This window comes from Streptomyces noursei ATCC 11455 (assembly GCF_001704275.1).
Lineage (GTDB): Bacteria > Actinomycetota > Actinomycetes > Streptomycetales > Streptomycetaceae > Streptomyces > Streptomyces noursei.
In genome coordinates, this window is the sequence record NZ_CP011533.1 from 1684261 (window position 1) to 1696492 (window position 12232).

At 71.5% G+C, this 12232-nt stretch carries 13 protein-coding genes; all 13 read left to right on the top strand.

Annotation, left to right across the window (positions count from 1 at the left end):
• Positions 1-71: 71 nt before the first annotated feature.
• The 13 genes from SNOUR_RS07015 (at position 72) to SNOUR_RS07075 (ending at position 12189) form a co-directional block, all read left to right on the top strand.
• Complete coding sequence (locus tag SNOUR_RS07015; RefSeq protein ID WP_067344747.1) at positions 72-1544, top strand: SCO6880 family protein; 1473 nt, start codon at positions 72-74, stop codon at positions 1542-1544.
• Between the two features lie 34 nt (positions 1545-1578).
• Positions 1579-2031 carry a DUF6238 family protein gene (locus SNOUR_RS07020; protein WP_067344749.1) on the top strand — a complete coding sequence of 151 codons (453 nt, stop codon included), beginning with the start codon at positions 1579-1581 and terminating at the stop codon, positions 2029-2031.
• 26 nt (positions 2032-2057) lie between these two features.
• Complete coding sequence (locus SNOUR_RS07025; protein ID WP_067344751.1) at positions 2058-3563, top strand: putative type IV secretion/conjugal transfer ATPase; 1506 nt, start codon at positions 2058-2060, stop codon at positions 3561-3563.
• Between the two features lie 33 nt (positions 3564-3596).
• Positions 3597-4145, top strand: a complete 549-nt coding sequence (locus SNOUR_RS07030) for a hypothetical protein (protein ID WP_312632085.1) — start codon at positions 3597-3599, stop codon at positions 4143-4145.
• A 28-nt stretch (positions 4146-4173) separates the two neighbouring features.
• Positions 4174-4875: a hypothetical protein gene (locus tag SNOUR_RS07035; RefSeq protein WP_067344754.1), complete on the top strand. Its 702-nt coding sequence runs from the start codon at positions 4174-4176 to the stop codon at positions 4873-4875.
• A gap of 161 nt (positions 4876-5036) precedes the next feature.
• Entirely contained in the window at positions 5037-5810 is a 774-nt protein-coding gene (locus SNOUR_RS07040) for a hypothetical protein (RefSeq protein WP_067344756.1), read from the top strand.
• 26 nt (positions 5811-5836) lie between these two features.
• On the top strand, positions 5837-6334 hold the full coding sequence (locus SNOUR_RS07045; protein WP_067344757.1) for a hypothetical protein: 498 nt from the start codon (positions 5837-5839) through the stop codon (positions 6332-6334).
• 62 nt (positions 6335-6396) lie between these two features.
• The gene (locus SNOUR_RS07050) at positions 6397-6696 is read left to right on the top strand and encodes a hypothetical protein (RefSeq protein WP_067344759.1); all 300 of its coding nucleotides are present in this window, start codon (positions 6397-6399) and stop codon (positions 6694-6696) included.
• A 117-nt stretch (positions 6697-6813) separates the two neighbouring features.
• Complete coding sequence (locus SNOUR_RS48140) at positions 6814-8091, top strand: hypothetical protein (RefSeq protein WP_312632086.1); 1278 nt, start codon at positions 6814-6816, stop codon at positions 8089-8091.
• Between the two features lie 131 nt (positions 8092-8222).
• Positions 8223-8897 (top strand): hypothetical protein, encoded by a 675-nt coding sequence (locus SNOUR_RS07060; protein ID WP_067344761.1) that lies wholly within the window; start codon positions 8223-8225, stop codon positions 8895-8897.
• 108 nt (positions 8898-9005) lie between these two features.
• Positions 9006-10793 carry a type IV secretory system conjugative DNA transfer family protein gene (locus tag SNOUR_RS07065; protein ID WP_067344762.1) on the top strand — a complete coding sequence of 596 codons (1788 nt, stop codon included), beginning with the start codon at positions 9006-9008 and terminating at the stop codon, positions 10791-10793.
• A 29-nt stretch (positions 10794-10822) separates the two neighbouring features.
• Positions 10823-11020: a hypothetical protein gene (locus SNOUR_RS07070; RefSeq protein WP_376738501.1), complete on the top strand. Its 198-nt coding sequence runs from the start codon at positions 10823-10825 to the stop codon at positions 11018-11020.
• A complete protein-coding gene (locus SNOUR_RS07075; protein WP_067344767.1) occupies positions 11017-12189 on the top strand; it encodes a DnaB-like helicase N-terminal domain-containing protein in 1173 nt (390 codons plus the stop codon). The genes SNOUR_RS07070 and SNOUR_RS07075 overlap by 4 nt, the downstream gene beginning before the upstream one ends.
• The last annotated feature ends 43 nt before the right edge of the window (positions 12190-12232 follow it).

Consider the following 12232-nt stretch of genomic DNA (forward strand, 5'->3'; position numbering starts at 1 on the left):
CCTGCCATGACCTCCAGAAGAGCGCCGCGCCTCCCGCCCCACCCCTCCCGCTCCCACTGTCTGGAACCGCCATGTCTGACAACCCCCAGGCCGAAGCCACCACGGCCACCGTGAAGTTCCCCCACCGCAGCAAGCGCGGCATCCTGCTCGGCCTGACCGCCCCGCAACTGATCGTCGTGAGCCTCACCGGCCTGCTCCTGCTCGCCGTAATCCTCACCCGTGGTGTGGTCGGCGCTCTCGAACTCATCCCGTTGTGGGCCGCTATCGCCCTGCTGGTCTTCGTTCGCTACCGCGGCCGGGCCCTGGCCGACTGGGCTCCCATCGCTACCCGGTACGTGCTCCGCAGGATGCGGGGCCAGTTGATCTGGCTCACCCGGCCCTCCCGCCGCCCGGTCCGCGAAGGACTCCTCCACCTGCCCGGTACTGCCGCCAGCCTGCGCGTGGTCACCGCTCCCGACCGTCGGTATGGTGCGGTCCATAACCCCCACACCGGCACGCTGACCGCCGTCGTCAAGGTGTCCTCCCGCGCCTACGCGCTGCTCGACCCGGGCACCCAGAACGCCAACGTCAACGGCTGGGGACGTGCGCTCGCCGCACTGGCGCGCACCGGTCAGGTCGCCCGGATCCAGGTGATCGAGCGCACCGTGCCGGACTCCGGCGACGCCCTTCGCCGGTACTGGGAGGAGCACGGCCAGCCCGACGCCCCGGTGGCTGGCGCGGTCTACAGCGAGCTGATCCAGAGCGCGGGACCCGCTGCGGCTCCGCACGAGGCATACGTCGCGGTCTCGCTGGACGCCAAGGCCGCCAGGCGCCTGATCAACCAGGCCGGTGGCGGTCTGACCGGGTCCTTCAGTGTCCTGGCGCAGTTGACGTCGACCTTCGATCAGGCCGCGCGCACCGCCGGGCTCAACCCCACCGGCTGGCTCACCGCCCACGAGATCGCGGCCGTCGTGCGAACGGCGTACGACCCCAAGGCCCTTGGTGCGCTGGACCGTTGGTCCTCCTCGGGGCGGCCCGAGGCTGACCCCGCCGCCGCTGGCCCGGTCGTGGTCGTCGAGAAGTCGGACCACATCGCGACCGACTCGGCCGTCCATGCCACGTACTGGGTGGAGAACTGGCCCCGCACCGAGACGTCGGCGGGCTTCTTGCACCAGCTTCTGTTCACCGCCGGGGTGCGGCGGACCCTGTCGCTGTCGTACGAGCCGAAGGGGCTGGACGCCGCACTGCGCGATGTCCAGCGCAAGAAGGCCAGCGTGATCGCCGACGCCGCCGAGCGAGCCCGTCGCGGCCAGGTCGACTCCGAAGCGGACTCGATCGAGTACCAGGACATCAAGTCCCGTGAGCGCCAGCTCATCGCGGGCCACGCGGATGTCGCCCTGACTGGCCTGCTGACCGTCTCGGCCGACTCCGAGGAGGAGCTGCGTTCCGCCTGCGCGGTGGTGGAGACCGCGGCGGTCGGCGCCCAGCTCGACCTCCGACCGCTCACCTGGCAGCAGGCCGAAGCATTCACCGCCGCCGCCATGCCGCTCGCCCTCGCCGCCTGATGCCGGCCCTTCTCCCTTCCGAAAGAGCACCCCCATGTCCCGCACCGCCAGCCCCACCGCGCAGGACTTCGTGCCCTTCGCCACCGCCGCGCTCGACTTCCACCGCGCGCTCAACGTTCCCGGCGGTCCGCTCGTCACCACCCGCGCCGAGCTGGACGCTCTGCACGCCCACCTCGTCTCGCTGCACGGCCTGCTGGATGCCCACGCCGCCCGCACCGGCCAGCTCGTCCCGATCGAGGGCGACCAACTCCGCGCCGCCCGCACCCGGATCTGGCAGGCCGCCGACCACGTGCACGCCGCCTACCACGCGGCGCCGCGGCCGGACTCCGGCGAGGTCCCCGAACGCGAGGCGTGCCAGGCCGGCCTGCCAGAAGGCGCACCAGAGCTGACCATCTGCCAGCGCCACCAGCGCACCGCGCACCTGGTCCGCCGCCGCACCACCCCGGCCGACCTGCACGCGCCGTTCACCGGCCTCGTCCGCCACTGACCCTGTCTTCCGTCTGGAGAAACGTCATGCCCCGCACACGCGCCAGCGCCTCCCACCTGTTCGTCCCCCGCAAGGCATCGCGTGCCGATCAGCGAGCCGCCCGCGCCGGTTTCGCCGAGGCCCGCCGCCAGGCCCGCCTCGCCGGAGCCCCGCCCAAGCGCCGCGACGGGGAAACCCTTGACCCGGAGCTGCGGCCGACCTACCCGCCGTCCGGACGCCCCGGCTCCTCCTCGGCACGCGGCGGCAAGCTGAGCCTGCCCGCCCACCGGATGACCACCGCCACCGTCAGCGGCGCCTATCCCTTCCTCGCGGAAGGCGGACTGGGCGCGGAGGGCATCTTCATCGGTCGCGATGTCCACGCGGAGGCCGCGTTCTGCTACGACCCGTTCTCGCTGTACAGCAGCGGCCGGATCGAGGGCTTCACCAATCCCAACGCGGTCCTGGCCGGGATCATCGGCATGGGCAAGTCAGCGCTGGCCAAGTCCATCGCCACCAGGGCGATTGCCCACGGCTACCGGGTCTACGTGCCCTGTGACCCCAAGGGCGAGTGGACGGCCGTCGCGCAGGCCCTCGGCGGCTACAGCATCGCGCTGGGGCCGGGGCTCCCGGGGCGGTTGAACCCGTTGGATGCTCCGGCCCGGCCCGCCTCGGTGAGCGAGGACGACTGGTCGACCGAGGTCCGCAAGCGCCGTCTCCTGCTCCTGGGCGGCCTCGCGCGCACGGTGCTGAAGCGCGATCTCCTGCCGATGGAGCACACAGCCCTGGATCTCGCGCTGGACCTGGTCGTTGCCGAAGCCGAGGCCGGCGGCACCGTGCCTCTGCTCGGCGAGATCGCGCACACCCTCGGCTCGCCCGAACGCCTCGACGCCGCCCTCGGCGACCAGGCCGGGCACATGGGGCTCGCCGCGCAGGACCTCGCGCATGCCCTGCGCCGTTTGGTGCACGGCGACTTGAGCGGCATGTTCGACGCGCCCTCGACCGTGGCCTTCGACCCGAACACGCCGATGCTGTCCATCGACCTGTCCCGGCTCGGCGGCTCCGGCGACGACACCGCGCTGGTCCTCGCGATGACCTGTGCGAGCGCCTGGATGGAATCGGCGCTCGCCGACCCGGACGGCGGCAGGCGCTGGGTGATCTACGACGAGGCATGGCGCGTGATGAGGCACGTCGGCCTGCTGGAGCGCATGCAGAGCCAGTGGAAGCTCAGCCGAGGTCTCGGCATCGCGAACTTGATGGTCATCCACCGTCTCAGCGATCTGCTGAGCGCGGGCGACGCCGGCTCGCGAGGACGGGTGCTGGCTGAGGGCCTCCTCGCCGACTGCTCCACCCGCATCATCTACCGCCAGGAGCCCGACCAGCTCGCCGCCGCCGCGTCCCTGCTCGGCCTGACCGGCGTCGAAACCCAGGCCGTGTCCGCTCTGACCAAGGGCCGCGGTCTGTGGAAAGTCGCAGGTCGCAGCTTCATCACCCAGCACATCCTGCACCCGGCCGAGCGTGAGTTGTTCGACACCGATGCCCGCATGTCCGCCTGACCCAACCAGCCTATGAAACAAGGGAGTTGAACCGTGCCCTGGCCCGTACCGAAACCAGCCTACCGGGTGCATGAGGGCAGCCGCCGCGGCCCCGCCAGCCTCGCAACGAAGCCCGCCCTGCCACCCGAGAACCCGGGCCCACCACAGCGCCAGCAGACGACGGGCCCGACCGCCCGCCGTCACGGCGACGCATCGGCCACTGACTGGAACGACCGCCTCGCCACCGCCCGGCCCGAAGAGTTCACCGACCTGTTCCACAAGGCCGTCACCGAGGACTTCGGCGCGGTGGCCTGCCTGCATCAGATGCTCGAAACCGCCTCCGAGTGGTGCCGCACCCACGGCGCCCGAAGCAGCGCGTCCGAACTGGACGCCCTCGCCACCCGGCTGACCGACCTCGGCGACGAGTTCCACCTCGTCGGGGAGAACGTCGACCACGAGATCCGCGCCCGATCGCACCGAGCGGCAGCGGCGGCCTGCCCCTCCCCTGCGGCGTCCGCCTGGGGCAGTACCCCAGGCGAGCAGAACGGCGCTCCCACTCCTGCCCCGCCGCCCGCCGCGCGCCCGCTGCCGCGCTCGCGGTGAGGAACCCGTACAGAAACGAGGAACGACCATGCCCACCTCCCCCGGCTCCCCCGCCACCCCTGATGGCCCGCCGCAAGATGCCAGCGAGCGGGCGGCATGGAAGGTGCGCGTCCAGGACCTGGCCTCCGCAGCCGACGGCATCACTCAGGCATCGGACCAGTGGGACGCAGTCTCGGACTCGTACCGCAACAAGGGCGGCTGGCCTGTCGATAAAACCGGATACGCCGGCGGCAAGGTAGCCCGGGACGCCGCCGCCTGGGAGCACGTCGAGACCTTCCTCGCACACGGCCCCGAGGTCCTCGCGGGCGTCCGGGCCGCCGCGACCGCGGCTGACTACCTCGACAGCCCGATCAGCAACGACCTTCAGCGACTGCGGGGTATCGATTCTGTGCTCGAACGGGCGGCTGCTCACCGCCACGAATGGGATCAGGTCTCCGCACTGATCACCGGTTGCGAGTCCGGTCACACGCGCGAGACCTACCTGGAGCGGGCCCGGGAGATACGCAACTCCGAAGGCTGGCGCTACGCCGACGAACTTAGCTACAGCGGACGGGCGCTGGCCAAGGTTGCCGATCATCTGACCGACCGGATCGGCGTCGAGCAGCCTGCGCCCACCGAGCGTGTCCAGGCGGCCCTGGCCCGATCCGCCTCCGGCCAACGCGGCGCCTCGCCCGCTCCACCACCCGCCTCGGCGGCGTCAGTCACCCCAGCCACGCGCCGCTCGCGCTGACGCCTCTAGCACCGACTTCCGGCGAGGCCAAACCGCCCGATCGCCGGATCATCAACGAAACGCCACTACGGCCCACTTGGAGCCCTCCATGTCCCGCACCAGCAGAACCATCCCCGCCCTCGACCGCCCCTCTCCCCATGCCCGCACCGGATGGATCCGCAATGACCACCCCCGAGCACGAGCCCCTTCCCGACGTCGCAGTCGGCCGCCACCCCAACTTCGGCATCGTCGCCGCCAACCCCAAGCAACTGGCCGCCAGTACCTGGATGTTGAAGGGATTGGACTTCCACCAAGTCCCCGGCCACCCGACGCTGTACGCACTGGCTAACCAGCAGCGTGACGGGCAGGGCCGCGCCACCCGGGCCGTCGAGCTGCTGCGCAAGACCGGCTACCGAGTGGACGTGGACTCCGCGTTCGACCCCTCGCTGGCCTCTGGACCAGCGCCCGCCCGCGACCGGCCCCCGCGCGTTGAGCCGGACGTCGCGTTCGCCGAGCATCCGCAGCTCGGCGTAGTCGCCGCCACCGCCGACACCTCCTCCGCTCTCGGCGGCCGACTCATCCTGGAAGAGCACGGCTGGCGGCATAACCCGAGCCTGGACATTTACACGCTGCCCATCACCACCGACCGCAGCGAGGCGCTCGGGAAGGTCGCCAACACCACGCTGTCGATGCACCGGTCCGACCTCCAGGTGGCGATGCAGCCGGCTCTCGCCCAGGACGTAGCCGGGCGCCGCCCACCCGCACCCACGACGGCAACGCGCCACGAGCACAGGCAGGGCTTCACCACCCACAAGTCCCCCAACAGCGCTGCCGCTCTCGCGGCCAGTCCCGCCCGTGCCGGCCTCCCAGGCAAGGCACCGGTTCCTGCGCCCGCCGCCTCCGTTCCGGCGACCCGCCCTGTGGACCCGCGCATCGCATTCTCCCGCAATCGCTGACCCAACTTCCGTAAGGAGCAGTTCCCATGGCCGTGAAGACCATTTGGCAGATCACCCATTCTTGTGGGCACAGCGCCGCCCGTGACCTGTCCGACCGGGCGGCCGACCGTCGCGCTGGCTTCGCCGAGTGGCTCGGCAAGCAGGAGTGCACCGATTGCTGGCGGGCCGCGAAGGAGGGTGACGAGCAGGACAAGGCCGCCCGGCTGGCGGCCAAGCGCGCCGAAGAGCAGGCCGAGTCCGAAGCCTGGTCAAAGCAGTACCGGATGCCGCCGCTCGAAGGGACCGAGCGCGCCGTCGCCTGGGGCGTTCGGTGTCGCCACCAGGTCCTGTCCGCCGCCTTTTCCGCTCTGGTCCTCGAAGGCGAGACCAGCGAGGGGGAGTGGGAGCAGATCGAGGAGTCGGCTCGCACCATCACCCGCGCCGGATGGTGGATCGACCAGCGCTCCTCCGAGCCTGGCGACCTCACCGAGCTGCTCCAGGCCGCCACCGAAGCCGACCGGCCCACCGAGAACCCCCACTTCTGACCACCCGGTGCCCCGCCCCGGCGGGGCACCGGCCCCCTCCTTGCCAGTGATGCGGATACCCCATGCCCGAGTACCCCCTGCGCTGCGATGTGCGGCGCACCGAGAGCACCACCAACCTGCTCGACGACGACGATTGGTTCGAGCTGACGCGCGAGGTCCTCGACGCCACGGGCAGAGAGGCGGACGAAGATCCAGCGGCCTGCCGGTGGGCCGCCCTGCGCAACCAGGCCAACAGACTCGACATCGTCGCCACCGTCATCCGCCAGGACGGCCGCTGGGCCCGGTTGCACAACGACGCCTACTTCGCCCGCTCCGCCTGCGCGAACTTCGCCTATGACCATGGCCTCGACGAGCCGGGGTGAGCGCAGCGTCTACCAGCCATCTCCGGCTCGGCCAAATCGCGGAATCTGCGGATCCTCTCTCCCTGACGGCCCGACCCCCCGGGCTCTCGTTCGCCACTCCCCTTCGAGGTAGACGCCGTGATCGCCCATCTGCAGCGCGCCAGCCACACCGCCGGCCTGCTCACGTATCTGTACGGGCCGGGCGAGCACGGAAGCCACATCAACCCCCGCCTGATCGCGGGGGACGGCCATGGCGCGCCGATCGAGATGCTCGCCAAGCCCGAGACCCTGCCGTACCTGGCCCACGCTCTGGACGCGCCCGTCGAGCGCCTCGGGGCCCGCGCGCCCGAGCGGCCGGTGTGGGTTTGCTCGGTCCGCTCCGACCCCCGGCGCCCCGATCTGACCGACTCACAGTGGGCCGACGTTGCCCGCCGGGTGGTGGCGGCCACCGGGATCGCCCCGGACGGTGATCCGGACGCCTGCCGATGGATCGCCCTGCGCAACCAGCCCCACCGGGTCTACGTCGTGGCCACCCTCGCCCGCGAGGACGGCAGCCTCCACAACGCCTACCGCGACGCCTTCCACCTGCAGACCGAGTGCCAGCGCATCGCGGCCGACCTCGGCCACCTCCCCTCAGCTCCCAGCCCGACCCACCGCGCCCAGGAGACCCTCGTGCCTTCCCCCTCCATCACCATCACCACCGAGCCCAGCGGCAGCATCTCGGCGAAGGGCGCCAACGACGACCTTTCCGCCACGCTTCTCAAGCACGCCGGTTTCCAGCAGATCCAGGACTGGTACGGCCGACGCCACCGCCTTCCCACCACCACCCCGACCGCTGACCGTTCCGCCATCGCCACCCACGCAACCGAGATGCTCCGCGCCGCCCGCTACACCGTCGACCTCGACCCCTCACTCGACACCAACAGGTCGACCACCCCAGCAAACCTCCTCGGGCCCTACACGGCCGGAGCCGAAATCCTGCGCCTCACCGACCAGATCCGGGCCGCCGAGAGCAGGGCCGAACTTCAACAGGCGGTCGATCACCTACTCCACCCTGAGCACGGCGCACTGGAACGCGTCCGGGAAGCGCTGGAGGCGGCAGGCGAGCAGATATCCGACCTCGACGACGAGGCGTATGCGGTCGCCGACCGGTTCGGCGTCGCTGCGGAGTTTGTCTGCGCGGCGCAGTCCGAACTCTTCGGAGCGGAAACCGAATTGCAGCGTGCCGACGACTCGCAGCAGGACCAGGTGGAGGCGCGGACGCTGTCCCCAGCGCTCCCCGGCTCCCGAATCGCGGCTCTCGCCACATCGCCCGCGGCGGCCAAGGCGAAAGCGTCGTCAGCGCTCGGTGCTGGGGCACAGGAGGTCGGCCCGGCCGTACGTCCGTCGCAGGTCCCCGGCCCTCGGACCCGGTGACCCCGGTGCTCTCCCCTCTTCTCTCTCCGCCAACCTGCCGCGCGCCGGCCCGCCCATACGGGTGGGGAGCACGCGCTCCCCCTGCTCCCCATCCAGCCCGCAACGTCCAGCACAACGACCGAGGAGGAACCGTGGCCGAGTTCTACCCGAGCATCGGTGAGGTCGTCGGCGCCGCGATGCAGCACAACATCCGGCTCGCCCACGGCGGTGAGGCGTCCGGCTCCGACACGCCGCTGCAGGTCCGCTACCTGCCCCATCCGTCTGCCGACCCGCACTCCGTCCCGGGGATGATCGCCCGGCTCACCGAGACCGCAACGCCAGATGAGGTCGCCGGAATCATCGAGGAGGTCAACGGTGCCCTGGTCGGGGCCCTGCCGCAGCTGACCGAACTCGTCGCCGCAGCAGCCGACTGGGCCCGCGTCCGCCTGGACTTCGACGACCCGCACCACAACCCGGCCTTCGAGACGTGGACACGACTGGCCGCCGCCCACGGAATGCTCCGCGACGCCCAGGAGCAGTTGGAGATCGCCAAGGACGGGATCGCCGCGTGCCGTACCGGCCTCAGCGAGCCCAGGCACCACGAGATGGTCAACGTCCTACGGGCCAGGGAACTGCTCAGCGACGTCCTCGGTGCCGACGCGGTCGCGGAAACCGCACCGTCCGCCACACGGAGTCCGGAGGCGGATCGGCAGCGCGCCGCCCGTACCTCCTCCCCGCAGGCCGCCGCCCAGCGCACGACGCCCTCGGCCAGTACGTCAGGACCACCGGCCGGCGCCCCGCCGCCCCGGTCGCCGCGCACCCGATGACCTCGCCCACCGACTTCCTTCCAGAACAGGAGCTGCCCCGATGACCAGCAGAAGAGCGCCGCGCGCCCCGCCCCCACCACTCGCCTCCGCTCACTCCCAGGACCAACCATGCCCGCACCGCGTACCAGCGCGCCCTCGACCACCACCGGGTCCGACGCGCTCCTCTACCTCTTCATCGGCATCCTCGGCATCGCTCTCGCCTTCGCTTCCCTGGCCTGGCTGACAGGCAACCTCACCAACACCCTGGTCGGTGCCGGCCCGTGGGTGTCCTTCAGGGCCACCGACGCGCTGCTTCACCCCGACGTGCTCTGGCCGCACCTGAGCCCCACAGCGCTGCTGGTCGGCGCCCGGATCATCCCCGGCCTGCTCTCCGTCTGTCTCACCACCGCCGGCCTGGTCCTGTGGATGCGTCTGCGCGGCGGCGCGAAGAACGGCCTCGCCCGCAAGGCGGATCTCGCTCCGCTGCTGGACAAGGAGATCACTGCCAAGGCCAGGAGCCTGCGGCCGAGCCTGTCCGATCTGAAGCCGAACCAGGTCGCCCCGGCCGACCGCGGGATCCTCGTCGGCACCCTCTCCCCGGGTCGGACCAAGGTCCGCGCCTCCTGGGAGGACGTGATCGTCGCGATCATGGCCCCGCGCTCCGGCAAGACCTCCGGACTGGCGATCCCCGCGATCCTGTCGGCTCCCGGCCCGGTCTTGCTGACCTCGAACAAGGCGGCGAACGACGCCTTCACCGCGACGGTGGACGCCCGCGCCGAGATAGGCACGATCTGGACCCTCGACCCGCAGCAGATCGCCCACCACCCGCGCGAGATGTGGTGGGACATCCTGGCCGACGCCCGCGACCTCGCCGGGGCGAAACGCCTTGCCGGACACTTCGTCGCCGCCAGCGTGGACGAGTCGAACGGCTCCGACTTCTGGTCCACCGCCGCGAGCAACACCCTCGGCGCGCTGTTCCTCGCTGCCGCCAGTCACCGACGCCCCATCACCGACGTCCTGGCCTGGCTCGCCTCCCCTGCTGACCGCACTCCCGTCGACCTGCTCACCGACGCTGGCCACGACGCGGTCGCCGCCCAGCTCCAGGGCACCGTCAGCGGGGCCACCGAAACGCGGGACGGCATCTATGAGACCGCGAGGCAGTACGCGAGCTGCCTGCTCGACCCGGACGTCGCCGCCTGGGTCACCCCCAGCAAGCACCTTCCCGAGTTCAAGCCCTCCGCGTTCGCCACCTCCCGCGACACTCTGTACCTCCTCAGCAAGGACGGCGGCGGCTCGGCGTCGGCGATCATCGCCGCAGCAGCCGATGCCGTGATGCGCGCGGCCGTGGTCGTCGCCGAGCGCTCCGGCGGGCGGCTCGACCCGCCCGCCCTGTGCGTCCTCGACGAGGCCGCCAACGTCTGCAAGATCAGCGATCTCCCCGACCTGTACAGCCACCTGGGCAGCCGGGGCGTCATCCCGATGACGATCCTGCAGTCCTACCGGCAGGGCCAGCGGTGCTGGGGCGACGCAGGCATGGACGCCCTCTGGTCCGCCGCCACCATCAAGATCGTCGGAAGCGGCATCGACGATGCCGACTTCGCCGACCGCCTGAGCAGGCAGGTCGGTGACCACGACGTGCAGACCACGTCGGTGTCGACCAGTGACGGCGGAAAGTCCACTTCGGTGAGTATGCGTACCGAGCGGATCCTGCCGCCGGACGCGATTCGCGCGCTTCCCAAGGGGAGGGCGCTGCTGTTCGCCACCGGCATCCGGGTGGCCATGCTCGACCTCCGGCCCTGGTACAAGGAGCCCTCCGCCAAGGTGGTCGGCCGGGCCTCGGCCCGCGCAACGGAGGCCATCACCGAGCGGGCCACCGCCAAACCCCTTGGCCGCGACGACTTCGGGCTGTCGGCATGAGCGCGCCCACGCCGCGATCCGGTCGTCTCGTGGGTTCACCGGTCGTTCGGCGCGACGGCCGGTGGTGGCTGGTCAGCGGTGCCGGCTCGATTCTCGCCACCGACCCGACGTTCACCGGCGCCCTGGACGGCTTCGCCGCAGCGGTGGCCGCCGCCGACCAGGCCGTCGCTGACCTCCGTTCCCGGCAGAACGGACACCCGGCTCCCGATGGTGGGGGGCAGCGATGAGCCCCTTGTTGGATGTCGAACAGGCAGTGCTCGGCTCGGTGCTGCTTGACCCCAGTCAGCTCGCGCACCTCGACTGGCTCGCGCCGGATCACTTCTACCGGCCGGTCCACCAAGCGCTGTTCGCCGCACTGCGCAAGCTACAAACCGACGGCCACCCCGCGTTGGCCACCGTGGATTCCGTGCCGCTGTCATGGGTGACCGATGCGGTCGACGAGGCCAGCCTCCACATCCGGGGGCTAACTGCGTCATACGCGCACACCCTGATCTCGGCATGCCCGCGCCCCAGGCACGCTCCGGTGTACGGCCGGATGGTGCTGGAGGGCGCGATCCATCGCACCGTGACCGAGCACGCGGTCCGCCTTCACCAGGCCGCCCGCGCCGACGCCCTCCAGGGCGAGGTGGAGGGAGCGCTGCACTATGCGGATGTCCTGACCGGGGTGCTCGGCGATCTCGCACGGCGTTGGGGGTTCGAGCCTCGCCCGGTCGCGCCTGCCACGCCACCGGCCGCCGCCCCGGCCGCGCCCCCACCAGTCCGGGCAGACCAGGTCGCCGAGGACGAGCGGTTCCTGCTGGCGGTTCTGGTCGAGCGGCCGAAGGCGATGGACGAAGTGGTCGGCTGGCTGCGGCCGGGCGACTTCGCCGACCCGGCCCACGGCCAGCTCTACCGCTGCCTCGGGGCACTGCACCACCGGGGCGAGCCCATCGACCGGATCACCGTGCTGTGGGAGGCCCAGCGTCGCGGTCTGCTTGCCGACGGCACGCTGTCCGCCGAACAGCTCACCGCCATCTGCGACGGTGTCGGCCCCGGCAGCGCCGAGTGGCTCGGCGAACAGGTCATGCGCTCCTCCGTCACCCGCACGGCCGCAGTCTCCGCTCGCGCCATCCGCGCGCTGGCCGAGAACGAGACCTTGGCCCTCGGGCGGCTCATCAGCCATGCGCTGCATGCGCTCGGTCCGCTCGAAGACGTGCGCACCCGCTGGCAGGCCGCGAACGGCCACCCCGCACCGCCGTCGCCGACCCCCGCGCCGCCAACCGAGGAACCCGCTGTGGCACGCGTCCACGCCGCCCTCGCCCGCAGCACTCCACGACCAGCCGCCCGGCCACCGGAACGCCCATTCCCTGCCTCCAAGCCATCAGGCGCACGGCCTCCCTCGCGCACCCACGGCTGACTCGCCCTCCCCGCCACCCCAAGCCATCCGACCGACCTCACCT

Bases quoted from the DNA above. Each gene is read 5' to 3' on its own strand.
- SNOUR_RS07040 (WP_067344756.1), top strand. From the start codon at position 5,037: ATGACCACCCCCGAGCACGAGCCCCTTCCCGACGTCGCAGTCGGCCGC.
- SNOUR_RS07065 (WP_067344762.1), top strand. From the start codon at position 9,006: ATGCCCGCACCGCGTACCAGCGCGCCCTCGACCACCACCGGGTCCGAC.
- SNOUR_RS07025 (WP_067344751.1), top strand. From the start codon at position 2,058: ATGCCCCGCACACGCGCCAGCGCCTCCCACCTGTTCGTCCCCCGCAAG.
- SNOUR_RS07035 (WP_067344754.1), top strand. From the start codon at position 4,174: ATGCCCACCTCCCCCGGCTCCCCCGCCACCCCTGATGGCCCGCCGCAA.
- SNOUR_RS07050 (WP_067344759.1), top strand. From the start codon at position 6,397: ATGCCCGAGTACCCCCTGCGCTGCGATGTGCGGCGCACCGAGAGCACC.
- SNOUR_RS07075 (WP_067344767.1), top strand. From the start codon at position 11,017: ATGAGCCCCTTGTTGGATGTCGAACAGGCAGTGCTCGGCTCGGTGCTG.
- SNOUR_RS07020 (WP_067344749.1), top strand. From the start codon at position 1,579: ATGTCCCGCACCGCCAGCCCCACCGCGCAGGACTTCGTGCCCTTCGCC.
- SNOUR_RS07045 (WP_067344757.1), top strand. From the start codon at position 5,837: ATGGCCGTGAAGACCATTTGGCAGATCACCCATTCTTGTGGGCACAGC.
- SNOUR_RS07015 (WP_067344747.1), top strand. From the start codon at position 72: ATGTCTGACAACCCCCAGGCCGAAGCCACCACGGCCACCGTGAAGTTC.